Source organism: Marilutibacter maris, assembly GCF_006546735.2.
GTDB classification, from domain to species: domain Bacteria; phylum Pseudomonadota; class Gammaproteobacteria; order Xanthomonadales; family Xanthomonadaceae; genus Marilutibacter; species Marilutibacter maris.
The window spans coordinates 1-23818 of the sequence record NZ_VICD02000032.1; the positions used below are offsets into that span (position 1 = coordinate 1).

At 70.2% G+C, this 23818-nt stretch carries 22 protein-coding genes; 10 read left to right on the forward strand and 12 right to left on the reverse strand.

Annotated features, from left to right (window positions below; all coding sequences use genetic code 11):
* The 3 genes from FKV24_RS02885 to FKV24_RS02895 form a co-directional block, all read left to right on the forward strand.
* The coding region (locus tag FKV24_RS02885) for an AI-2E family transporter (RefSeq protein ID WP_141481136.1) at positions 1-1007 on the forward strand (1007 nt) is incomplete at its 5' end.
* A 38-nt stretch (positions 1008-1045) separates the two neighbouring features.
* Entirely contained in the window at positions 1046-1816 is a 771-nt protein-coding gene (locus tag FKV24_RS02890; protein WP_141481138.1) for an HAD-IA family hydrolase, read from the forward strand.
* On the forward strand, positions 1813-3186 hold the full coding sequence (locus tag FKV24_RS02895) for a leucyl aminopeptidase family protein (RefSeq protein WP_141481140.1): 1374 nt from the start codon (positions 1813-1815) through the stop codon (positions 3184-3186). The genes FKV24_RS02890 and FKV24_RS02895 overlap by 4 nt, the downstream gene beginning before the upstream one ends.
* A gap of 272 nt (positions 3187-3458) precedes the next feature.
* Here the strand turns inward: FKV24_RS02895 and FKV24_RS02900 are convergent, their stop codons facing one another.
* A complete protein-coding gene (locus FKV24_RS02900; protein ID WP_223250256.1) occupies positions 3459-4340 on the reverse strand; it encodes a LysR substrate-binding domain-containing protein in 882 nt (293 codons plus the stop codon).
* A gap of 131 nt (positions 4341-4471) precedes the next feature.
* On the opposite strand from FKV24_RS02900, the gene FKV24_RS02905 reads away from it, so the two are divergent.
* Complete coding sequence (locus FKV24_RS02905; RefSeq protein ID WP_141481142.1) at positions 4472-5170, forward strand: FMN-dependent NADH-azoreductase; 699 nt, start codon at positions 4472-4474, stop codon at positions 5168-5170.
* A 172-nt stretch (positions 5171-5342) separates the two neighbouring features.
* Here the strand turns inward: FKV24_RS02905 and FKV24_RS02910 are convergent, their stop codons facing one another.
* The 4 genes from FKV24_RS02910 to FKV24_RS02925 all read right to left on the reverse strand — a co-directional run bounded on the left by FKV24_RS02910 (position 5343) and on the right by FKV24_RS02925 (position 8975).
* Positions 5343-5945: a response regulator transcription factor gene (locus FKV24_RS02910; RefSeq protein WP_141481144.1), complete on the reverse strand. Its 603-nt coding sequence runs from the start codon at positions 5943-5945 to the stop codon at positions 5343-5345.
* 67 nt (positions 5946-6012) lie between these two features.
* Complete coding sequence (locus tag FKV24_RS02915) at positions 6013-7191, reverse strand: sensor histidine kinase (protein WP_141481145.1); 1179 nt, start codon at positions 7189-7191, stop codon at positions 6013-6015.
* Positions 7192-7269: 78 nt separating this feature from the next.
* On the reverse strand, positions 7270-8049 hold the full coding sequence (locus FKV24_RS02920; RefSeq protein WP_141481147.1) for an ABC transporter permease: 780 nt from the start codon (positions 8047-8049) through the stop codon (positions 7270-7272).
* Positions 8049-8975, reverse strand: a complete 927-nt coding sequence (locus FKV24_RS02925) for an ABC transporter ATP-binding protein (protein WP_141481149.1) — start codon at positions 8973-8975, stop codon at positions 8049-8051. Before FKV24_RS02925 ends, FKV24_RS02920 begins: the two co-directional genes overlap by 1 nt.
* A 353-nt stretch (positions 8976-9328) precedes the next feature.
* Between FKV24_RS02925 and FKV24_RS02930 the strand changes: the two genes are divergently transcribed.
* From FKV24_RS02930 to FKV24_RS02945, 4 genes are all read left to right on the forward strand, one after another.
* Positions 9329-10579 (forward strand): efflux RND transporter periplasmic adaptor subunit, encoded by a 1251-nt coding sequence (locus FKV24_RS02930; RefSeq protein ID WP_141481151.1) that lies wholly within the window; start codon positions 9329-9331, stop codon positions 10577-10579.
* 111 nt (positions 10580-10690) lie between these two features.
* Positions 10691-11383 (forward strand): ABC transporter ATP-binding protein, encoded by a 693-nt coding sequence (locus FKV24_RS02935; RefSeq protein WP_111265402.1) that lies wholly within the window; start codon positions 10691-10693, stop codon positions 11381-11383.
* A 75-nt stretch (positions 11384-11458) separates the two neighbouring features.
* Positions 11459-12616, forward strand: a complete 1158-nt coding sequence (locus FKV24_RS02940; protein WP_141481153.1) for an ABC transporter permease — start codon at positions 11459-11461, stop codon at positions 12614-12616.
* 75 nt (positions 12617-12691) lie between these two features.
* The gene (locus FKV24_RS02945; RefSeq protein WP_111265400.1) at positions 12692-14008 is read left to right on the forward strand and encodes an ABC transporter permease; all 1317 of its coding nucleotides are present in this window, start codon (positions 12692-12694) and stop codon (positions 14006-14008) included.
* Positions 14009-14084: 76 nt separating this feature from the next.
* Here the strand turns inward: FKV24_RS02945 and rarD are convergent, their stop codons facing one another.
* Complete coding sequence (gene rarD / locus FKV24_RS02950) at positions 14085-15020, reverse strand: EamA family transporter RarD (RefSeq protein ID WP_141481154.1); 936 nt, start codon at positions 15018-15020, stop codon at positions 14085-14087.
* Entirely contained in the window at positions 15017-15961 is a 945-nt protein-coding gene (yedA, locus tag FKV24_RS02955) for a drug/metabolite exporter YedA (protein ID WP_141481155.1), read from the reverse strand. The genes rarD and yedA overlap by 4 nt, the downstream gene beginning before the upstream one ends.
* 271 nt (positions 15962-16232) lie before the next feature.
* Here yedA and FKV24_RS02960 point away from each other — a divergent pair, with 271 nt between their 5' ends.
* Entirely contained in the window at positions 16233-16724 is a 492-nt protein-coding gene (locus tag FKV24_RS02960; protein WP_111265397.1) for an Lrp/AsnC family transcriptional regulator, read from the forward strand.
* 136 nt (positions 16725-16860) lie between these two features.
* Here the strand turns inward: FKV24_RS02960 and FKV24_RS02965 are convergent, their stop codons facing one another.
* From FKV24_RS02965 to FKV24_RS02980, 4 genes are all read right to left on the reverse strand, one after another.
* A complete protein-coding gene (locus FKV24_RS02965) occupies positions 16861-19068 on the reverse strand; it encodes a carboxy terminal-processing peptidase (RefSeq protein WP_111265396.1) in 2208 nt (735 codons plus the stop codon).
* Between the two features lie 399 nt (positions 19069-19467).
* Positions 19468-20475, reverse strand: a complete 1008-nt coding sequence (lipA, locus tag FKV24_RS02970; protein WP_111265395.1) for a lipoyl synthase — start codon at positions 20473-20475, stop codon at positions 19468-19470.
* 28 nt (positions 20476-20503) lie between these two features.
* On the reverse strand, positions 20504-21214 hold the full coding sequence (lipB, locus tag FKV24_RS02975; RefSeq protein ID WP_141481157.1) for a lipoyl(octanoyl) transferase LipB: 711 nt from the start codon (positions 21212-21214) through the stop codon (positions 20504-20506).
* A complete protein-coding gene (locus FKV24_RS02980; protein ID WP_141481159.1) occupies positions 21202-21480 on the reverse strand; it encodes a DUF493 family protein in 279 nt (92 codons plus the stop codon). The genes lipB and FKV24_RS02980 overlap by 13 nt, the downstream gene beginning before the upstream one ends.
* 99 nt (positions 21481-21579) lie before the next feature.
* Between FKV24_RS02980 and FKV24_RS02985 the strand changes: the two genes are divergently transcribed.
* Positions 21580-22338 (forward strand): DUF695 domain-containing protein, encoded by a 759-nt coding sequence (locus tag FKV24_RS02985; RefSeq protein WP_141481160.1) that lies wholly within the window; start codon positions 21580-21582, stop codon positions 22336-22338.
* A gap of 201 nt (positions 22339-22539) precedes the next feature.
* Here the strand turns inward: FKV24_RS02985 and FKV24_RS02990 are convergent, their stop codons facing one another.
* A complete protein-coding gene (locus tag FKV24_RS02990; RefSeq protein WP_111265391.1) occupies positions 22540-23781 on the reverse strand; it encodes a D-alanyl-D-alanine carboxypeptidase family protein in 1242 nt (413 codons plus the stop codon).
* Positions 23782-23818 lie beyond the last annotated feature (37 nt).

The following is a 23818-nucleotide window of genomic DNA, read 5'->3' on the forward strand; positions in this document are numbered from 1 at the left end:
TGGCGACCCTGGCGATCGCCTTCACCCTGTGGGCGGCGCAAGGCCTGATCCTGCCGATCCTGCTGGCGATGTTCTTCGCCCTGGTCGGCAACCCGATCATCCGCACCCTGCGCCGGCTGTGGATTCCCCGCTTCGTCGCCGCGCTGCTGGTGCTCGGCGTCGGCCTGGCCGGCACCGGGCTGCTGGCGGTGCAACTGGCCGAGCCGGCCGGCGAGTGGATGCGCGAGGTGCCGCGCGAGATGCGCCAGCTGGCGCCGAAGCTGCGCGAATGGTCCAAGCCGGTGACGGACGCCAGCGAGGTCGCCGAGAACATCGCGATGGCGGCCGGCGGCGAGCAGGGCCGGCGCCGCGAGGTCGTGCGCACCGAGGTCAACGACCCCTACCGCTCGCTGACCGCGACCCCGAAGATGCTCGCCTCGGTGCTGGCGGTGGTGCTGCTGACCTTCTTCTTCATGGTCTACGGCGACAACCTGGTGCGCAACGCGCTCGCGCTGCTGCCCGGGCGTCAGCAAAAGAAGGTCACGGTGGAGATCCTGCAGTCGATCGAGCTGGAGATCTCCCGCTACGTGCTGACGATCAGCGTGATCAACGTCCTGCTCGGCCTGGTCCTGGCCGGGACGCTGTACGCGATCGGAGTACCGCTGAGCGAGGCGCTGCTCTGGGGCACGATGGCGGCGCTGCTGAACTTCGCGCCCTACGTGGGCCCGCTGATCGGCATCCTGGTGATGCTGCTGATGGGCTTCGTCGCCTTCGACGAACTGTGGAAATCGCTGCTGCCGGCCGGGCTGTACCTGCTGATCCACACCCTGGAAGGCCAGATCATCACCCCGATCGTGCTTGGCCAGCGGATGCGGCTGTCGCCGCTGGTGCTGATCCTCGGCCTGATGGTCGCCGGCTGGATGTGGGGCATCGTCGGACTGCTGCTGGCGGTGCCGATCCTGGTCTGCGTGAAGCTGGTGCTGGAGCGCATCGAGGGCCTGGACGGCTGGGCGCGACTGCTGGAATGAGCCCGGCGCCAAACGCCGGCCGCGTTAGAATGGCCGTCATGTCCTTCCGCGTCAGCGCGATCACTCTCGACCTCGACGACACTCTGTGGCCGTTCGCGCCGATCGGTGCCCGCATCGAGCGTGTGCTCGACGACTGGCTGCGCCGGCACTGCCCGCGCACCGCCGAGCGCTTCCCGGTCCTGGAGATGCGCGCACTGCGCGAGCAGGTGTTCGCCGAGCGCCGCGACCTCGCCCACGACTTCAGCCAGCTGCGGCGGCTGAGCCTGCAACGGGCGATGGAACTCAGCGGCGACGATCCGGCGCACGCCGACACCGCGTTCGAGGTGTTCTATGCCGAGCGCAACCGGGTCGAGTTCTATGCCGATGCCGAGGCCGCGCTGGCGCGGCTGGCGGCGCGGGTGCCGGTCGCGGCGGTCAGCAACGGCAACGCCGACCTGGCCACGATCGGCATCGACCACCATTTCGCGTTCTCGCTGGGTGCGCGCGAACACGGCGCCGCCAAGCCCGAGGCAAGCATCTTCCACGCCGCCTGCGAGCGCCTGGGCCTGGCCCCGGGCGTGGTCCTGCACGTCGGCGACCATGCCGACCTCGACGTTGTCGGCGCGCACCGCGCGGGCCTGCGCAGTTGCTGGCTCAACCGGCCCGACGAGCGCGGCGACATCGCGCCGTGGCCGCACGCCGAGCCGCGCCCCGACCTGGAATTCGCCACCCTCACCGCATTGGCGGACTGGCTCGATGCCAGCCTGCCGGCCACGAGTTCCCCCGCCCTGCCGGCCACCGCGCCGCCCCCGGAGTCCTGCCCCACATGAACCTGCCCGACGGCTTCACCCACAACGCCCCCGCCGCCCTGCCGCTGGAGGTGGTCACCCGCGCCGGCTACGCGGACTGGCACAGCGCCCAACCGGCGCCGGTGCAGCTGTGGGCCGACGCGCAGGGCTTCGATGGCTCGGCGGGCACGGCCCTGGTGCTGCCCGCCGCCGATGGCGACATCGCCGGCGCGGTGCTCGGGGTCGAGGACCCGCTCGACCCCGCCGCCTACGGCCACGCGCCGTTCGCGCTGCCGGCCCGCGACTGGTCGCTGAGCACCTCGCTGGACCCGGCGCAGCGCGCCGCTCTGGAGCTGGGCTGGGGCCTGGGCAGCTACCGCTTCACCCGCTACAAGGCGCCGCTGCGGGCACCCGCCCAGTTGCTGGTGACCGCGGCCGACAGCGAGACCTTCGGACTGCTCGCCGCCTGCACCCGGGTGCGCGACATGGTCAACACCCCGACCGAGGACATGGGCCCGGATCACCTGGAAGCGATCACCCGCGAGATCGGCGCGCGTCATGGCGCGCAGGTCGAGGCGATCGCCGGCGATGCCCTGCTGGAGCGCAACTTCCCGGCCATCCATGCGGTCGGTCGCGCCAGCCATCGCGCACCGCGCCTGATCGCGCTGCACTGGGGCGACGAGAGCCATCCGCAACTGGTGCTGGTCGGCAAGGGCGTGTGCTTCGACAGCGGCGGCCTGGACATCAAGCCGGCCGACGGCATGCGCAACATGAAGAAGGACATGGGCGGCGCCGCGCACGCGATCGCGCTGGCCGAGCTGGTGATGGCGCGCGGACTGCCGGTGCGGCTGAGCTTGCTGGTGGCGGCGGTGGAGAACAGCATCGGTCCCGATGCGTTCCGCCCCGGCGAGGTGATCGCGACCCGCGCCGGCATCAGCGTGGAGATCGACAATACCGACGCCGAGGGGCGGGTGGTGCTGTGCGATGCGCTGGCCCATGCCGGCGAACTGTCGCCCGACCTGATCGTCGACTTCGCGACCCTGACCGGCGCCGCGCGCATCGCACTGGGCCCCGATCTGCCGGCCCTGTTCGCCAACGACGACGCCGTCGCCCAGGCCTGGCTGGACGCCGGCAACACCCATCGCGACCCGCTGTGGCGGATGCCGCTGTGGCGCCCCTACCTGCGCTACCTGACCAGCAACATCGCCGACATCGCCAACTCCGGCTCGAAGATGGCCGGCGCGGTCAACGCCGCACTGTACCTGGAGCGCTTCGTCCCGGCCGGCACGTCATGGGCGCATCTGGACGTGTACGCCTGGAACGACGCCGCACGCCCGGGCCGCCCGGCCGGTGGCGAGGCGCTGGGCCTGCGCAGCGCCTACGCGATGCTGAAGGCGCGCTACCCGGGCTGAAGGCTCGGGCTCACGCCGCGACTCCCGGGCTGCGCCCGGGAATCCCCAAGGTTTGCTGCGCAAACCTTGGGCCCCGCCGTTGCGCCTCCACACCCCCATTCGTGCCTGCGGCACGAATCGCCCCCTGACTCAGGGGGCTGGGCGCCATCCTGCCGGGGCGGCGTGATCCGCGATGAGACTTTCGCGGGAAGATCCGGTCGCAGCTCACGCAGCTCCCACTGGAGAGGAAGCGTCCCACCCCCTTCGCAGGAGCGGCGCAAGCCGCGATCCGCTCAGCGCGGCAATTGCAGCGACGGCAGGCCGAGGATCCAGTCGCGCAGGGTCGCCAGCCAGCAGTCCTCCTGCCGCGACTGCGCGTACACCAGATGGAACGGCGCCGCCTCCAGTTGCGGACCGAACGGACTGAGCAGCGAGCCGGCGCGCAGTTCGTCGGCGACCAGGGCCAGGCTCATCAGCGCCACGCCCTGCCCGGCCAGCGCGGCGGAAATGGTGTGGGTCTCGTCCGAGAACACCGGCCCCGCGTCCGCGTCCAGGCCGGGCACCCGCGCCCGCGACTGCCACACCCGCCAGTCCGCCGGCGCGCTGCGCGAACCCGGCGGCGCGAAATGCAGCAGGGTGTGCCGCACCAGTTCGCGTGGATCGTCCAGCTTCAGCAACGGGCTGCAGACCGGCGCGAACACGTTGTCGAACAGCTTGTGCGACACCAGTCCGGGCCAGCGCCCATGTCCGTAGCGGATCGCGGCGTCGGCCTCGACCCCGTCCAGCGCGCTCGGCTCGTGGGAAACGTGGATGCGCAGGTCGAGATCGGCGCAGGCCTCGCGCAGCTGCGGCAGCCGCGGCACCAGCCAGCGTGAGGCGACCGCCGGCGTCGCACTGAGAGTCAGACTGCGGCGTTGCGGCGTGCGCACCCGCTCGACCGCCTCGGCGATGTTGCCGAACGCGCCGGTCAGCGCACGCTGCAGTTCCGCGCCCGGCGGGGTAATCAACAGCCGGCGCGGACGGCGCACGAACAAGGCCAGTCCCAACGCGTCCTCGAGCTGTCGGACCTGATGGCTGATCGCCGCCGGCGTCACCGACAACTCCTCGGCGGCGCGCTTGGCGCTGCCCAGACGGGCGGCGGACTCGAACGCGCGCAGCGAAGACAGCGAGGGCATTCGACGGCTCATGAGTCAATTAAATTCATCCATGCGAAAAGAAAAGATCGTTTGCCGCCATCTAATTCGGGCAATAGCGTGTGCATCAACGCTTCAATCCTTCAACCATACTAACCCGATGAGGTGACCCGATGACCCGCCTGCTGCATCTGGACGCCAGCGCCCGCCCCGGCCACCACGGCGTGATCGCGCATGGCTCGCACAGCCGCGCCCTGAGCCACCGTTTCGTGACCCGCTGGCGCGCGGCACGCCCGGACGATCCGGTCCGCTACCGCGACCTCGGCGCGACCCCGCCGCAGCCGGTCGATCACGACTGGATCCGCGCCGAGTTCACCCCACGCGACCGGCGCGATGCGCAGATGGTCGCGCGCCTGGCCGAAAGCAACGCCCTGGTCGACGAGCTGATCGACAGCGACCTGCTGGTGATCGGCGCGCCGCTGTACAACTTCGGCATGCCGGTGCCGCTCAAGGCCTGGATCGACGGCATCGTGCGGATCGGCCGTACCGTGCTGTTCGACCCCTCGCGCGGCGACGCCCCCTACGTGCCGCTGCTGACCGACAAGCCCCGCCGCGTGGTCGTGCTGTCCTCGCGCGGCGGGCATGGCATGGACGAAGGCGGTCCGCTGGCGCGCATGAACCACCTCGAACCGCACCTGCGCACCGCGCTGGGCTTCATCGGCATCGACGATATCCACGGCGTCGCGGTGGAGCACCAGGAGTTCGGCGGCGAGCGCCTGGCCGCCTCGGTGGCCTCCGCCAACGCCGGCGTCGACGCCCTGGTCGACACCCTGCTGGCGGAAACCCCGACGTCGGTGCCGGCAGCGGCCTGATCGGGATCCCGCGATCGCGGCTCACGCCGCTCCCGTGTAGGGAGGAGAAGCCTCCGCTTCTGTAGGAGCTGCGTAAGCTGCGACCGGGTCTTCCCGCAAAAGCCTCAGCGGCTCACGCCGCTCCTACGGTCGCGCCCGAGTTCGATCCGCAAGCCCTCCGCGCGTCCCGCCCCTACAACCAGCCCTTCTGGCGCGCCAGGCGGTAGGCCTCGATGCGGTTGCCGACCCCGAGCTTGCCGATCGCCTCGGACAGGTAGTTGCGCACGGTGCCCTGCGACAGGCCCAGACGCGCGGCGATGTCGCCGGCCGACTGGCCCTCGCCGGCCAGGCGCAGCACCTGGCGTTCGCGCTCGTTGAGCGGATCGTGTTCGCCCCAGGCCTCCAGCGCCAGCTCGGGATCGATCGCGCGACCGCCGGCATGGACCGTGCGCAGGGCCTCGGCCAGCCGCTCGGCCGGCGCGTCCTTGAGCAGGTAGCCGGTAACGCCGGCATCCAGCGCGCGGCGCAGATAGCCGCCACGGGCGAAGGTGGTGACGATCACCACCCGGGTCGCCAGTTCGTGCCGCTGCACGCGCTGGGCCAGCTCCAGCCCGGTCAATCCGGGCATCTCGATGTCGGTCACCAGGATGTCGGGTTGCAGGCGTTGCAGTTCGCGCCAGGCGCTCTCGCCGTCGCCGGCCATGCCGACCACCTCGATGTCGACCTCCATGCCCAGCAGCGCGGCGAGCGCGCCGCGCAGCATCGCCTGATCCTCGGCCAGCAGGATGCGGATCATCGAAGAAACCGGTGTCGGTCGTACATGCGCGGCACGTTAGCAGAATGCGCCTGCGTCACCGCGCGGGTCAGGCCGGCGGCAGGCGGTCGTCGTTCGCCGCCAACGGCACCCGCACCTCGACCCGGGTGCCGCGGCCGCGTCCGGCATCGACGCGCAGGCGGCCACGGACGCCCTCGATGCGTTCGCGCATCCCGGTCAGCCCGTTGCCGGGCACGATCGCGCCGCCGCGACCGTCGTCGATGATGCGCAGCACCGCCTCGCCGTCCTCCACCGCGAACACGACCTCGGCGCGACTGGCGCGCGCATGCCGCTGGATGTTGGTGGCCGCCTCGCGCACGGTCAGCGCCAGCGCGCTCTCCACCGCCGGCGGCAACGCGTTGCCGGAGAAGGTGTCGGCCAGCGCGTAGTCGAAGCGGACGCCGTCGGTTTCCAGCAACAGCTTGGCCGAGGCCAGCTCGGCGGCGATGCCGGCCGCGCGGATGCCGCTGACCGCGCGCCGCACCTGCGACAGGGCATCGCGCGCGATCCGGCTGACGGTGGCGATCTCCTCGCGCGCCGCGCCGGTGTCGCGTTCGATCAGGCGTCCGGCGAGATCGGACTTGAGCGCCACCATCGACAAGGTGTGCCCGAGCAGGTCGTGCAGGTCGCGGCCGATGCGCTCGCGCTCGGCCAGCGCCGCCAGCCGCCGCACCTCGTCCTGCGACAGCTTCAGCCCGGCCTGGTGCTCGCGGTCGACCCGGTTGGACATCACCATCACGCCGATGATCATCGTGACCGTCGGCATCCACACCAGGGCCTGCCATGGATACCCCAGCTGCAGCGCGTAGGCGATCAGCACCACGTTGAGTCCGGCCAGCAACGCCATGTAGCGGGCCATCGAGCGCCCGCGGCGCGGCTCCAGCATCACGCAGCCGAACACGAAGTAGCTCAGCGCCGACGGATACCAGGGCATCAGCACGAAGCAGTCCACGATCATCACCGCCGCGGCGATGTAGGCCCGGCGCGGAGTCGCGAACACGGTGACGGTGTACAGGACCAGGAACAGCGGATACGACAGCAGGGTCAGCAGCGCCCAGCGCTGGGTGTAGCCGAAGGCACCGCCGGACATCGCCGGGGTCAGGAACACCCACACCGACCACACCAGGTGGATCATCGGCGTCCACGGCGAACGCCCCGCCTGCACCTCGCGCTCGGCCAACGAGTCCGGCGCGGGCGTCAACCAGCGGGGCAACGGCGGGCCTTTCATCGATGGACTCCCCCCAGGCGAGCGCCGCGCGCGATTGCCGCGACGGCCTTCATGATGCCACCGACGGCCAGGCCGCGATCACGCGGACGTCCGCAGGCGGCGCCGCGCCAGCAGCATGGCCACCGCGGCGAACCCCAGCAGCACCGCGAGATGCAGCAGGCTGCCACGCCCGTCGTCATGGCCGACCACCTTCAGCGCGAGCTGGGCCAGATGGTAGGCCGGCCACGCCGGCGCCAGCGTGCCCAGGATCGCCGGCAACATCGTCAGCGGCACCCACAGTCCGGACAGGAAGGCCATCGGCAGATAGATGAGGTTGACCACCGCCGGCGCACCGTCGCCACCGACCCGCATCCCGACATACAGCCCGATCGCGCAGAACGGCAGCACGCCCAGCACGTCGACGGCGAACAGGCCCAGCCACTGCAACGGCGTCAGTTCGACATGGCCGAGGGTCGCCCCGAGCAGTGCCAAGGTCAGCGAGCAGATCGCCGCGAACAGCATCGCCGCCGCCATCTTCGCGAACACGTAGGCGCCGGCCGGCATCGGCAGCGCGCGCTTGAGGGTGAGCAGGCCGCGCTGGCGGTCGATCGCGACGTTGACGCCGAAGCCGAACAGGCCCACGCCCATCACCCCGAATACCCCGTAGGTCGCCAACAGATAGGTCGCGACCTCCGGGCGGGCGCCGCCCTTGGAGGCCAGCACGATGCCGAACAACACGTAGAACAGCGGCGGGAACAACAGGGTCGGCAGCGCGAACGAGGGCGTGCGCAGGATCCGCAACACTTCGCAGCGCGCTTCCATCAGACAGGCGCGCAGCACCGGTGCCGGCGCGGACGGGCTCGGGGGGGTCGCAGCCATCACGCCGCCTCCTCCAGCGCCGCGCCGCCATCGCCGGCGGTGAGCGCGAGGAAGGCCTCAGACAATCCGGCGCGCCGCACCTCCAGCTCGGACAGCGCGGCGTCCTCCTCCAGCAACCGCCGCACCACCGGCTCGGCCTGGTCGGCGACGATCTCCAGGTGCGCATCGACGCGGCGCACCGCGCTCACCGACGCCCATCCGGCGACCGATTCCACCGGCAGCGCGCTCAGGCAACGGATCCGCCGCTGCGACACCCGCGCGCGGATGCTGGCGACGCCGCCCTCGGCGATCACCCGGCCGCGGTCGATCACCACCACCCGGTCGGCCAGGGCCTCGGCTTCCTCCAGATAGTGCGTGGTCAGCAGTATCGAACAGCCCTCCGCGACCAGATCGCGGATCGCCCGCCACAGGCGCTGGCGCGCCTCGATGTCCAGGCCGGTGGTCGGCTCGTCGAGGAACAACAGGTGCGGCCGCCCGCAGATCGCCAACGCGAACTGCACCCGCCGCTGCTGGCCCCCGGACAATGCGCCGTAGCGACGCTCCAGCAGTCCGTCCAGGCCGGCCAGGGCCACGCAGTCGGCGACGCTGCGCGGGTCCGGGTAGTAGCTGCGGGTCAGCTCGAGCAGTTCGCGCACCTTCAGCACCTCCTGGATGCCGGCCGACTGCAGCATCACCCCGATCCGCTGGCGCACCGCCCGCTCCCGCGGCGAACCGCCAAACACCTCGACGGTGCCCGAATCCGGCGTCCGCAATCCCAGCAACAGGCCAATTGCCGAGGTCTTGCCGGCGCCATTGGGGCCGAGCACCGCGGTCAGGCGCGCGCGCGGAAGTTCGATGTCGACCCCATCCAGCGCCTGCACCGCGCCGTAGCGCAGGGTGACGGCGGACAGGCGGGCGGCGGGGCTGGAGCTGTCGGCGACGTTCATTTCATCCACTCCTGTGGGCATGCCGCCACCCTAGGCCGCGGCCCGGCGCGGCGGCAGTGGCGCCTGCCATCCCGCGTCCATGACACCTGTCATGACCTCTGCCGGGTTGGATGGCGCCGCCACAATCGGCACAATCGGCCAGACTTCTCGCAGGGACCCGCCATGAAGTTCCGTCGTTGCCCAGGACCGGCACGCAGCTCCGGCGCACATGTCCCCGGCGATCTCCCTGCCTGTCGGCTGCCACCGCAAGCGCATGACAGCTGTCACTTGGTTTGCCCCCATCGCCACGCGATCCTGCACTGCGTCGTGGCGGCGCCGGTCACATCGAACCGCCCCATCCGTCCGGGATATCCATGAACAACTCCGCCGATCTGCTGAAGGAACTCCGCATCGACCGCAACGCGCCACCGCCGTCCTCCGGGCGCGGGCCGTGGATCGCGCTGGGTGTGGGCGCGGCGGTACTGGCCGCGGGCATCGCCGGCTGGGCGTTGTTCGCTCGCGGTGACGCGATCGAAGTGCGCACCGCGCAGGCCGTCGCGATCGGCGGCAGCGGCGGCGGCAGCGCCTCGGTGCTGGACGCGACCGGCTACGTCGTCGCCCGCCGCATCGCCACCGTCTCGGCCAAGGTCACCGGCCGGGTCCGCGAGGTGCTGATCGAAGAAGGCCAGCGGGTCGAGGAAGGCGAAGTGCTGGCGACCCTGGACCCGGTCGACGCCGAGGCCCAGCAGTCGCTGGCCCGCGCCCAGCTGGACGCCGCGCGCAGCCAGACCAGCAGCATCCAGGCCCAGCTCACCGAAGCCGAGGCCAACGCGCGGCGGCTCAACACCCTGGTCGGCCAGCAACTGGTGTCGAAGGCGCAGTACGACCAGGCCGTCGCCCAGCGCGACGCCCTGCGCGCGCAGCTGGTGACCGCGCGCCGCAACGCCGCGGTCGCCGCCGACCAGCTCGACATCGCCGAGATCGGCGTCGACAACACCATCGTGCGCGCCCCGTTCGCGGGCGTGGTGATCGCCAAGGCGGCGCAGCCGGGCGAGATCATCTCGCCGCTGTCGGCGGGCGGCGGCTACACCCGCACCGGCATCGGCACCATCGTCGACATGGACTCGCTGGAGGTCGAGGTCGACGTCAACGAGGCCTACATCGGCCGCGTGCAGCCGAAGATGCCGGTCGAAGCCACCCTCAACGCCTACCCCGACTGGAAGATCCCGGCCGAGGTGATCGCGATCATCCCCGCCGCCGACCGCGGCAAGGCCACGGTCAAGGTGCGCATCGCGCTCAACAGCAAGGACGCCCGGATCGTGCCCGACATGGGGGTGCGGGTGAGCTTCCTGGAGAAGGCCGAGCCGGCCCGGGCCGATGCGCCGCCGCCGGGCGTGCTGGTGCCGGCTGCCGCGGTGGTCGAGCGCGACGGCGGCCAGGTCGCCTTCGTCGTCGACGACGGCCGCGCGTCGCGTCGCGGCGTCCAGGTCGGCCGCACCCTCGGCGACGACCTGGAAGTCTCCGAAGGCCTGTCCGGCGGCGACACCGTCGTCCTCGATCCGCCGGCCGCGCTGACCGATGGCGGCAAGGTCGAGGTCGCCGACGACGGCGCGTCGAATCCATGAGCCGCCGTTCGTCGTGACGATGTAATGCCGGTCCGCGACGACGGCGACGCAGTACCCGATTCCAGACGGCGCCGGACACGCGCCGCCCCATTCCGAAGCGAGGCAAGTCCCATGACCGCACTTGTATCGATCCGCAAGCTCGTCAAGACCTACCAGCGTGGCCCCGAGAAGCTAGAAGTGCTGCACGGCCTCGATTTCGAGATCCCCTCCGGCGACTTCGTCGCGCTGATGGGGCCGTCGGGCTCCGGCAAGACCACCCTGCTGAACCTGATCGGCGGGCTCGACTCGCCCACCGGCGGCGAGATCGAGATCGAGGGCCAGCGCATCGACAGCATGAGCGCCGGCCAGCTCTCGCACTGGCGCAGCCAGAACGTCGGCTTCGTGTTCCAGTTCTACAACCTGATGCCGACCCTGACCGCGCAGAAGAACGTCGAGCTGCCGTTGCTGCTGACCCGGTTGAACGCGGCCGACCGCCGTCGCCGCGCCGAGATCGCGCTGCAACTGGTCGGCCTGTCCGAGCGCGGCAAGCACAAGCCCAACGAGCTGTCCGGCGGCCAGCAACAGCGCGTGGCGATCGCACGCGCGATCGTCTCCGACCCCAAGCTGCTGATCTGCGACGAGCCCACCGGCGACCTGGACCGGCAGTCGGCCGAGGAGATCCTGGAACTGCTGCAGACGCTCAATCGCGACCACGGCAAGACCATCGTGATGGTCACCCACGACCCCAAGGCCGCCGAGTACGCCACCCATACCCTCCATCTGGACAAGGGCACGCTGGTCGAGCAGGTCCGCCGCGTCGCCTGACCCCACGGTCACGGCATCGCGCACCGCCTGCCCTGCCGCCACGCGCGGCACCCGCACCCGCTGGAGTACGCAGACATGAAATACCTGCACCTGATCTGGGCCGCGCTGTTCCGCAGCAAGACCCGCACCGTGCTGACCCTGTTGTCGGTGGTGGTGGCGTTCCTGCTGTTCGGCATGCTCGACTCGGTCCGCGTGGCGTTCAACGCCGGCACCAATGTCGCCGGTTACGACCGCCTGGTGGTCGCCTCGCGGCTGTCGATCACGCAGATGCTGCCGATGCGGCTGGAGCCGCAGATCGCCGCCGTCCCCGGCGTCAAGAAGGCCGTGCACGCGGCCTGGTTCGGCGGCATCTACCAGGACCAGCGCAACTTCTTCCCCAACATGTCGGTCGGGCCGGGCTTCTTCGACGCCTATCCCGAGTACGACATCGGCCCGGCGCAGCTGAAGGCGTTCGAGTCGACCCGCAACGGCGCGGTGGTCGGCGAATCGCTGGCCCAGCGCTTCGGTTGGAAGGTCGGCGACATCGTCCCGCTGCAGGCGACGATCTTCCCGACCAAGGGCGAGAACAACTGGGAGTTCAAGCTGGTCGGCACCTTCAAGGTCACCGACTCCAAGCGCAAGGGCGAGGAGAACGCGCTGTACTTCCGCTGGGACTACTTCAACGAGGCCAACGACTTCGTCAAGGACCGCGCCGGCTGGTGGATCGTGCAACTGGACGATCCGACCAAGGCCGACCAGGTCGCCCAGGCGATCGACAAGCTCAGCGAGAACTCCGATCACGAGACCAAGACCCAGACCGAGCAGGCCTTCAACCAGGCCTTCGTCAAGCAGTTCGCCGACATCGGCCTGATCGTCAGCGCGATCATGGGCGCGGTGTTCTTCACCCTGCTGCTGCTGACCGGCAACACGATGGCGCAGGCGGTGCGCGAGCGCATCCCCGAGCTGGCGGTGCTGAAGACCATCGGCTTCACCGACCGCAGCGTGCTGGCGCTGGTGCTGGCCGAGGCGGTGCTGTTGCTGGTGCTCGGCGGCGCGATCGGGCTGGCGATCGCCTCGGCGGTGATGCCGGCGGTCAGCGCCGCCAGCGGCGGCATCATCCAGCTGCCGACGGTGCCGGCCAACACCTGGCTGCTGGGCCTGGCGCTGATGATCGTGATCGGCTTCCTGGTCGGGGTGCTGCCGGCGACGCGGGCGATGCGCCTGAACATCGTCGATGCGCTGGCGGGCCGCTGACATGGCCGCCACCAATCCCGCCGGCGTCGCCGGCCATCGAATCCAGACACGCAGTCCGCAGCGGAGGACGCCGCAATGAACCGCATCAAGAAATGGCTCGGCAACGCCCTGGTGGTCCTCGCCCTGATCGTCGGCCTGGTGCTGTGGATCCTGATGCCATGGCAGGGCGTACTCGCCCTCGCCGTCGCCTCGGCGCTGTGGCTGGCCTTCACCCGCAGCGGCCACCTGGCGCTGGAGGCGACCCGGATCGGCATCGCCAGCCTGCCGCAGCGCTGGGGCGCCTCATCGGTGATCGTGATCGGCATCGCCGGCGTGGTCGGCGTGCTGGTGGCGATGCTGGCGATGGGCTCGGGCTTCCAGAAGACCCTGCAGCAGACCGGTCGCGACGACACCGCGATCGTGCTGCGCGGGGGCTCGCAGGCGGAGACCAACTCGGTGATCGGCCGCGACCAGGTGCCGTTGATCTCGGGCCTGGACGGCATCGCCCGCGACCGCGACGGCCAGCCGCTGGTCTCGCCGGAGCTGTCGCAGGTGGTCAACATGGTCACCCGCGCCGACGGCACCGACGCCAACGCCCAGCTGCGCGGCGTCGGCGATGCCGGCTGGGCGATCCGGCCGCAGCTGAAGATCGTCGAAGGCCGCCGCTTCGAGCCGGGCAAGCGCGAACTGGTGGTCGGCCAGGGCGCGAAGAACCAGTACGTCGGGCTGGAGGTCGGCAACACGATCGAGCTGGCCAACCAGGACTGGACCGTGGTCGGCGCCTTCGCCTCCGGCGACTCGCACGACTCCGAACTGTGGGCCGATGCCGAGACCCTGGCCTCGACCTACCAGCGCACCGCCTACCAGTCGGTGACCGCGCGCCTGACCGACGCCAAGGCGCTGACCACGTTCAAGGCGGCGATGGCGGCCGATCCACGGCTGAAGCTGGACGTGCTCAGCACCCGCGACTACTACAGCAAGCAGTCCGAGGGCCTGAGCAAGCTGATCAACGTGCTGGGCAAGGTCATCGGCGCGATCATGGCGATCGGCGCGGTGTTCGGCGCGCTCAACACCATGTACGCCGCGGTCGCCGGCCGCGCCCGTGAGATCGCGACCATGCGCGCGATCGGCTTCCGCGGCCTGCCGGTGGTGGTCGGGGTGATGCTGGAGACGATGCTGCTGGCCCTGCTCGGCGGCCTGCTCGGCGGCCTGATCGCCTGGCTGGTGTTCAACAACTACAGCGTGTCCACGCTCAGCGGCAACTTCAGCCAGGTGATGTTCAAGTTCAACGTCTCGCCGGAGCTGCTGTGGAGCGGCCTGAAGTGGGCGCTGGGCATCGGCCTGGTCGGCGGCCTGTTCCCGTCGCTGCGGGCGGCGCGCTTGCCGGTGACCGAGGCGTTGCGCGCGGGCTAGTCGTCGACGTCCTGCGACGAAACAGGCCGCGACTTCCCGCGGCCTGTTTCGTTTGCGGGGAACGGCGCGCGGCCCCTCAACCGGCGGCCACCGCCGGCTGGCGCCGTGCCCGCAACACCCCGTCGCCGGCGAACAGCAGCAGGGCCGCCCAGATGAAGGCGAAGCCCAGCGCGCGCTCGCCGTCGAAGGGCTCGTGGAAGACCACCACGCCGATCAGCAGCTGCAGGGTCGGTGCGATGTACTGCAGGAAGCCGACCACCGACAGCGGCACCCGGCGCACCGCGTAGGCGAAGCCGATCAGCGGCAGCGCGGTCAGCACGCCGCTGGCGACCAGCAACAGGTCGGTGCCCCAGCCCCAACCCGGCGCCGCCCCGAACGCGAAGAAGCCGCTGTGGCCGCGGAACTCGGCCCAGCCAAGCACCGCCATCGCCGGCAGCAGCAGGTACAGGCTCTCGACCCCGAGACCGACCACCGGATCGACCGCGACCTGCTTGCGCAGCAGGCCGTAGATGCCGAACGACAATGCCAGGCCCAGGGCGATCCACGGCAGTTGCCCGAAGCGCAGGGTCAGCCACGCCACCCCGCAGGCCGCCAGCGCGACCGAGACCCACTGCACGCGGTTCAGGCGCTCGTGCAAGAGGACCACGCCGAGCACCACGTTCAGCAGCGGATTGACGTAGTAGCCCAGGCTGGTCTCGACCACGTGACCGGCATTGACCGCCCACACGTACAGGCCCCAGTTGAACGCGATCAGGATGCCGCTCAACGCCAGCAGGGCGGCGGTGCGTGGTTGCCTCAGGACCGCACGCAACCAACCCCGACCGCGTTGCCACAGCAGGAACGCCGACACCAGCAGCGCGCCCCACACGATCCGGTGCAGCACGATCTGCCACGACGGCACCGCTTCCAGCAGGCGCCAGTACAGCGGCATCAGCCCCCACAGCACGAACGCGCCGACCCCGGCCCACATGCCGGCGACATGGTCGCGACGCGGGTCGATGGCGGCGCTCATGCCGCCGGCTCCGTCGCCGGCTCGACCGCCGGCGGCCTCTGGCGACTGCGCGCGAGGGTGACCATGACCACGCCGGCCAGGATCACCGCCATCGCCCCCAACGCATGCAACGAGAAGCGCTCGCCGGCCAACAACGCGCCGAACAGCACCGCAACCGGCGGATTGACGTAGGCGTAGCTGGACGCCAGCGCCGGGCGCACGTGCCGCAACAGCCAGATGTAGGCGCTGAAGGCGACGATCGAACCGAACACCACCAGGTAGGCGACCGCGAGCGTGCCCTTGAGCGAGGGCGACGCCGGCATCCGCTCGCCCAGCAGCACGCCGGTAATCAGCATCAGGCCACCGCCGCACAGCATCTGCCCGGCCGCCGACATGAACGGCGACGGCAGGTCGCGACCACGGCTCCAGACCGACCCGAACGCCCAGGCGATCGGCGCGATCAGCAGCGCCAACAGTCCCTGCGGGGTCGCCGACAGCGCGCTGCCGGCATTGAGCCAGAGCACGCCGACAAAGCCGATCACCAGACCGAGCCACTCCTCGCGTTGCGGGCGCTCGCCGCGCAGGGTCGCGAACAGGCCCATCCACAACGGCATCGACGCGACCGAGATCGCCGCCAGTCCCGACGACACCCATTGCTCGGCGACGGTCACCAGGCCGTTGCCCAGGCCCATCAGCATCAGCATCAGCCCCATCACCGCCAGCGAGCCCCATTGCGCCCGCGTCGGCGCGGCCTCGCCGCGCAGGCGCAGCACCGCGAACATCAGCGTGCCGGCGATGACGAAACGTCCGCCCGCCATCAACAGCGGCGGCCAGCCGCCTTCCAGTGCGAAGCGGATGCCGAGATAGGTCGAGCCCCAGACGATATAGACCGCGGCCAGGGCCAAGGCGACGGCAATACCACCCGGTGCGGCCCGGGCGGCGGTCGATGCGAAGCTGCTCATGCGAGTGATCCAGACGTGGGGGAGGAACGGGAACAGCCGGGTGAAGCGAACGCGGTTGAAACAGACGGGGGAGGAGCGGTTGGGGGAGGAAGGGTGAATCCGCTGACGCGACCGACGCCGTCGCCGACACCGGCAGGGCATTCCGGCCGCGCGTCGCACGGACCGGAACGCGCACCGCCGGATGCGGGAATACGTTCGGGTTGTTCACAGACTAGCCAAAACGCCCCGCACGCGGTTTGATTATTTGTGCACGGGAACGCAAAAATATTGCATGGCCCAGCCCCTCCTCCTCGATGAGTTCGATCACCGCCTGCTGGAGCTGCTGCAACGCGATGCCGGCACCACCCTGAGCGCGCTCGGCGATACCGTCGGGCTGTCGGCCAGTGCGGTGCAACGGCGCCTGAGCCGCTACCGCAAGCACGGCCTGCTGCGCCAGGTCGCGGTGCTCGACCCGGTGCAGTTGCCGCATGTGGTGCTGGCCACGGTACTGGTGGCGATGGAGCGGGAAACCGCCAAGCATCACGCCGGCTTCCAGGCGCGCATGCGCGCCGCGGCCGAGGTGCAGCAATGCTTCACCCTGGCCGGCGAGTGGGACTATCTGGTGATCGTGGCGACGACCGGCGTCGCCCATTGCCGCGAGGTCGTCGACCGCCTGTTCCTCGACGAGGGCAACATCAAGCGCTACGAGACGCGGATGGTGTTCGACGTGGTCAAGGCCGGATTGCAACTGCCGACCCGCACCACCGCGAAAAGGCGCCGCTGAGTCGCTGGCCGCGGCTCGCCGGGATTGCGGGGCCTTGAACGACGACGGGCACCCGCAGGTGCCCGTCGTGTCGGTCGCGTTGCGCCGCCTGCGCGGACGCTCCGGGGCTCCCCCGGGCGCGTCCGGGAAACGCCGATCAGTCCGCCCAGTGGCCGGGCTGGTTGGCGGTCGGCAGCACCTGGGCGGAAAGCTGCTTGTCGCGATCGAGCAGGCGCACCGCGTCGGCCAGGATCGCCGCCGACTCGCGCAGCAGCGGATCCGGGCGGTCCTCGGCGAGCTTCTCGCGCTCGGCGTCCTTGACGATGTCGCGCTCGCTGGCGGCCAGGCCGTCGTCGGTGACGTCGGCCAGCGGATCCAGCGCCAGGCCCAGCGCCTTGCGCTCCTCCTGCCGGGCCTTGCGCTTGGCCTGCTCGCGGTCGCGCTCGGCGCGACGCACGCCCTCGTTGAGGCTGACCGAGGTCTTCTCGCTCTCGGCGCGGTACTGGGCGACGTCCTCCGACCACCACTGGAACTCCCTGTCGCCGGCGATGCGCGCGGTGTGCAGGGTCTGCAGCTTGGGCAGCAACGGTTCGAAGTTGCCGTAGCGCACGTGCGGCACCGCCGAGATCTTGGTCCACGGCAGCGCGTTGTCGTAGGTGCTCTCGCCGAACTCGCTGGCGTCGACCGAGGCCGGGAACGCGATGTCCGGCACCACGCCCTTGTTCTGGGTCGAACCGCCGCTGACCCGGAAGAACTGGGCGATGGTCAGCTTGACCTGGCCGAAGCGCGGCGCCTCGTTGGCCGGCCAGCGGTCCAGGTCGATCAGGTTCTGCACGGTGCCCTTGCCGAAGGTGGTCTCGCCGATCACCAGGCCGCGGCCGTAGTCCTGGATCGCGCCGGCGAAGATCTCCGACGCCGACGCCGAACCGCGGTTGATCAGCACCGCGAACGGGCCCTCCCAGGCGATGCCGCTGTCCTCGTCGCCGTTGACGACGACGCGGCCGCCGGACTCGCGCACCTGCACGACCGGACCGCGGTCGATGAACAGGCCGGTCAGCTCGATCGCCTCGTTCAACGACCCGCCGCCGTTGTTGCGCAGGTCCAGCACGACGCCGTCGACGTTCTTGCCGCGCAGCTCGGTCAGCAGGCGGGCGACGTCGCGGGTGGCCGAGGCGTAGTCGTCGGCGTTGCGGCGACGGCCCTCGAAGTCCTGGTAGAAGCCGGGCAGTTCGATCACGCCGATCCGTTGCACCGGAGCGCCGTCGGTGGCCGGGATGGTGATGACCTTGGACTTGGCGGCCTGGTCCTCCAGGCGCACGCGGTCGCGCACCAGCACCACCCGGCTGGGCGGCGAATCCAGGCCCATCTCGACCGGGATCACGTCCAGGCGCACCTTGCTGCCCTTCTTGCCGCGGATCTTGGCGACGACATCGTCGATGCGCCAGCCGACCACGTCCTCCATCGCCCCGCTGGTGCCCTGCCCGACCGCGACGATGCGGTCGCCCGGGTTGAGCAGGCCGGACTTGCCGGCCGGACCGCCGGCGACGATCTCGCGGATCGCGACCACGTCGTCCTGCTTCTGCAGCACCGCGCCGATGCCCTCCAGCGACAGCGACATCGACAGGTTGAAGTTGTCGGCCGAGCGCGGGGTCAGGTAGTCGGTGTGCGGGTCGATCGCATTCGCGTAGCTGTTGAGGAAGGTCTGGAACACGTCCTCGCCCTTCAGCTCGGCGATGCCCTTGGCGAGGTTCTCGTAGCGCCGGTCCAGGGTCTTGCGGATGTCCTCGGGCTGCTTGCCGGCCATCCTCAGGCGCAGCCAGTCGTTGCGCACCGACTGCCGCCACAGCGTGTCCAGTTCGGCGCTGTCGGCCGCCCAGGGCGCGTCCTCGCGGTCGTACTCGTAGCGGTCGTCGCCGCTGAAATCGAAGGCGCCGTCGTCCTTGAGCAGTTCGCGGGCGAAGGCGACGCGTTCGTCGACGCGCTGGCGGTAGGTCGCGAACATCGCGTAGGCCGGGTCCAGCTCACCGCTCTTGAGCGCATCGTCGAGCCGCAGCTTCCAGCGGTCGAAACGGGCGATGTCGGCGGCGGTGAAGAACTGCTTGCCACCGTCCAACGACTCCAGGTAGCGCTTGTACATGTCCGCCGACAGCGCGTCGTCCAGCGGCTTGGGCCGGTACGCGTAGCGGCTGTCGGACAACAGGCCGTAGACCAGCTTGGCGGCGTTGGCCTGGTCCTGGGTCGCCGAGAACGCAGTCGCGGCGGGCCCGGCCTTGGCTACCGTCTGCGCCGCATCGTCGGCCCAGGCCGAATGGGCCAGCGGGAGGGTCAGCAGCAACGCGCAAAACAGGGAGGTCTTGGAGGTCATCGCGGATATCTTGCGGCCGCGGTGGCGGCCTGATCTTTGTTCGAGGGGGTGCCGGCGGGCGGACGCGGCCGACCCGGCATGGCCCGCTCCCAGCTTGTGCAGGACTCGGACATCCTCACAGTGCCGAAAGTTGCAGGTCCTGTCACGTGTCGCCGCGTGGAAGGCGGCCAGGCGCCGATATGCGGTTCAGGTTGATGGACGGATCCCCGTGCGTGGATGCCGGGCATTGGCCGTTCATCCTGACAGCCCGATGGGACGGGCGCGTGAATGTCCCACCGCGGCGACATCGGAAGACCGGAGCGAAGCCCATCGGCGCGTTCAGCCAGGGCCGCGGCGGCTTTGCCAGGGATCGTCGCGGGCGGTGGCGACGGCCACCGCGCCGGGCCCGGCGGAGCGGCCTCAGGCGGCGACGCCGGCTTCCATCGCCGAGCGGTCGGCGTGGTAGGACGAGCGCACCAGCGGGCCGGAGGCGACATGGCTGAAGCCCAGCTCGAGCCCGTACTCCTCCAGCGCCTTGAATTCATCCGGCGTCCAGTAGCGCATCACCGGATGATGATGGGCGCTGGGCTGCAGGTACTGGCCGATGGTGACCATGTCGACATCGTGCGCACGCAGATCGCGCAGGGTCGCCTGCACCTGCTCCATGGTCTCGCCCAGGCCGAGCATGATCCCGGACTTGGTGACCACCTGCGGATGCTGGGCCTTGAACTTCTGCAGCAGGGTCAGCGACCACTGGTAGTCGGCGCCCGGACGCACGTTGCGGTACAGGTCCGGCACGGTCTCGACGTTGTGGTTGAACACGTCCGGCGGATTCGTCGCCAGGATCTCCAGCGCGCGCTCCATGCGGCCGCGGCCACGGAAGTCGGGGGTCAGGATCTCGACCCGGGTGGACGGGGTCTTCTCGCGGATCGCGGCGATGCAGTCGACGAAGTGCTGGGCACCGCCGTCGCGCAGGTCGTCGCGGTCGACGCTGGTGACCACCACGTAACGCAGGCCCATGTCGGCGACGGTGTCGGCGAGGTGCCTCGGCTCCTGCGGGTCCGGCGGCTTGGGCCGGCCGTGGGCGACGTCGCAGAACGAGCAGCGGCGGGTGCAGACCTCGCCGAGGATCATGAAGGTCGCGGTGCCGTGGCCGAAGCACTCGTGGATATTGGGGCAGCTGGCCTCTTCGCAGACGGTGACCAGGCGGTTCTCGCGCAGCTTCTCCTTGAGCTTCTGCACGGCGTTGCCGGAGGGGATCCGGACCCGGATCCACGACGGCTTGCGCAGCACCGGCACGTCGGCGAACTGGACCGGCGAACGTGAGATCTTGTCGCCGGCAACCTGCTTCTTGCCCACTTCCAGCGATGCCTGGGACGGGCTGTCGCCGCTGACGACCGCGAGCGGGATGGTCTTGGATTCGGTCATGACGGTGGCTTGGAGTGCGTGGGGCGGTTCAGTCCGCCGGCAGGGCCGGCGCGGGGGCGGCTTCGACGTCCAGTCCGAACAGGCGGGCCAGGTGCCCGATCAGCACCGGCTTGACCGCGTCCGGGCCGGACGGGCCGCCCAAGTCTACCATCGAGGTCACCTGCAACCCCGCATAGCCGCAGGGATTGATGCGCCGGAACGGCTCCAGGTCCATCGCGATGTTGAAGGCCAGCCCGTGGAAGGTGCAGCCGTGGCGGACGCGGATGCCCAGCGCGCCGATCTTGGCGTCGCCGACGTAGACGCCGGGAGCGCCGTCGCGGCGCAGCGCCTCGATGTTCCAGTCGGCCAGGGTGTCGATCATCGCCTGCTCGACCCGGCACACGTATTCCTTCACCCCGACCTTGAGCCGGCGCAGGTCCAGCAGCGGGTACAGCACGATCTGGCCGGGGCCGTGATAGGTCACCTGGCCGCCGCGGTCGACGTGGATCACCGGGATCTCGCCGGGCATCAGCACGTGCTCGGCCTTGCCGGCCTGGCCGAGGGTGAACACCGGATCGTGCTCGACCAGCCACAGCTCGTCGGGCGTGTGCGCGGTGCGCGCGTCGGTGAAGGCCTGCATCGCCCGCCAGACCGGCTCGTAGGGCTGGCGGCCCAGGTCGCGCAGCCGCGCCGGCGGCACCTCCGGCGCGATCGCCGCACCGGCGCCGTCCGCCGCGACGGGAGCGCTCACAGCGTCCACTTGACCTCGGGGTGGTCGCGCAGGACCTGGTGGGCCTGCTCGTACTGCTCGCGACTGTCGGCACGGAAGCGGATCCGCACCGATACGTACTTGCCGTTGGACGAGTGCTTCCACTGGATCGACTCGCTCTCCACGTCGATCCCGGCCTCCATCAGCCGCTGCGGAAGTTCGCGCTCCAGGCCGGCGGTGGCCGAACCCATGGCGCTGAGCTCGAAGTGACCGGGAAACTGGAAGCCGTGCTCGGGATTGTCGGACTTGATTTCCATGCCCCGATTATGGGGGCGGCGGGCAGCCGACCCAAGGTCGCCCGCCGGTCCCGGTAGATTCTATGATCACCGGACCAGCCGAGCCGGGACAAAGGACTGATGAGCGACAACTGGGACTTCTATTTCTGCCACGTCGACGACCATCCGGCGTCGATCTTCGTCGATATCGGCATCGGCGACGCCCCGCCCCGGGACGAGTACCCGCTCCGCCAGCACCTGCGCCTGCGCCTGCGTGCCCCGCGCGACGACGGCCTGTCCAGCGAGGACGAGTTCGAGACGCTGGCCACGATCGAGGACCGCCTGAACGAGGCCTGCGCACGCCACGACCTGCTCTACGTCGGTCGCTGCACCAGCGACGGACGGCGGGACTTCATCTTCTACGCCCGCTCCGGCCACGAAAGCACCGACTGGCTGGCGGAGACGATGGCCGCCGAGCCCGGCTACGGCTACGAGACCGATGTCGAGGCCGATCCCGGCTGGGGCGCCTACTTCGAGTTCCTGTATCCGGACGAGGAAGGCTTCAACTTCATCAGCAACCGCCAGGTGCTCGATGCGCTGACCCGCAACGGCGACGCGCTCGCACAGCCCCGCCAGATCGACCATTGGGCCTATTTCCCGCAGCCGGAACAGCGCGCCGGATTCATCGAACGGATGACGGCGCTGGGCTTCCAGGTCCGTGAGCTGCTGGAGCCGGACGCGGATCGCAGCGACTACGGGGTCAAGCTGTGGCGCGAGGACATCCCGGGCCACGACCGTATCGAGGCGATCACCCTGCCGCTGCTGCGGGCCGCGCGCGAGTGCGGCGGCGGCTACGACGGCTGGGAGTGCGGGGTGGTCAGCTCCGGACGGCCCCGTTAGGCAAGGTCCGAACCAATCCTTCCTGGACGTGTTCGGGCATCGCAGGGGCAGGCCTGGCTCGACCTTGCTGCGTGCTTGATCCGCGCGTGCGCCATCCCTGGCGCACGGAGCCTCTGATCGATCGAAGGCTCCCTGGCCCGGAAACGCAACGGGGCCGGCGAAGGCCGGCCCCGTCGGGGTGCTGGAACGGGTGGTGAAGGCTTACTCCGACTCCCACCACATCCAGAACTCGTCCCACAGGCGCTTGAAGAAGCCGGCCTGCTCGACGCCTTCGATCGCCACCAGCGGGCGCTGGGCGATGACCTCGTCGTCGAGCATCACCTTGACCGTGCCGATCGCCTGGCCCCCGGCGATCGGGGCGACCAGGGTCCGGGGCACGTCCATCATCGGCTTGAGCTGCTCGTAGCGGCCGCGCGGCACGGTGACCAGCAGCGGTTCGGCGACGCCGAGCCTGACCTCGTCGGCCTGCCCCTTCCAGGTCTTCTGGGTCGCGATCGCCTGACCGGGCTCGTACAGCTTGTGGGTCTCGTAGAAACGGAAGCCCCAGTTCAGCAGTGCCTGGCTGTCGCTGGCGCGCTTGGCTTCCGAGGTCGAGCCCATCACCACCGAGATCAGCCGCTGTTCGCCGCGCTTGGCCGATGCCATCAGGCAATAGCCGGCGGCGCTGGTGTGGCCGGTCTTGATGCCGTCCACGCTGTTGTCGCGCCACAGCAGCAAGTTGCGGTTGGACTGCGAGATCGTGCCGACGGTGTACTCCTTGATCGAGTTGTAGGAGTAGGCCGTCGGGAAGTCGTGGATCAGCGCGCGGCCGAGCAGGGCGAGGTCGTGGGCGGTGGTGACATGGCCCTCGTCGGGCAGGCCGGTGGCATTGACGAAGTGGCTGTTCTTCATGCCGATGCGCTGCGCGTACTGGTTCATCAGCGTGGCGAACGCGGCCTCGGTGCCGGCGACATGCTCGGCCAGCGCGATCGCGGCATCGTTGCCCGACTGCACCACCATGCCCTTTTCCATCTCCATCAGCGGCGCGGTCTTGTTGACCTCGAACCCGGAGTAGCTGCCATCGGTGGCGGCGCCGCCCTTGCGCCAGGCGTTCTCGGTCATCATGACCGGGTCGTCCTCCTTGACCTTGCCGCCGGCCATCTCGGCGGCGATCACGTAGCTGGTCATGACCTTGGTGATGCTGGCCGGCTCGACCTGCTGGTCGATGTTGTGGCCGGCCAGCACGTTGCCGCTGGCGGCGTCCATCAGGATCCATGCGGTACCGGCGACCTCCGGAGCCGGCGGCACCGGCAGCGCATCGCTGGCCGGCGCCTGGGCCGCGCCCGGCGTCGGCTGGGCCTGGCCCGGCTGCGGCGCATCGGGGGCCTGGGCGAAGGCGAGGCTGACCGCCACGGTGGTGATCGCGGTCAGGACGGTCGCTTTGACTACAGCAGGGATCTTCATCGGTTCAACAACTCCGGGGGCCGGCAAGCGGCCGGAT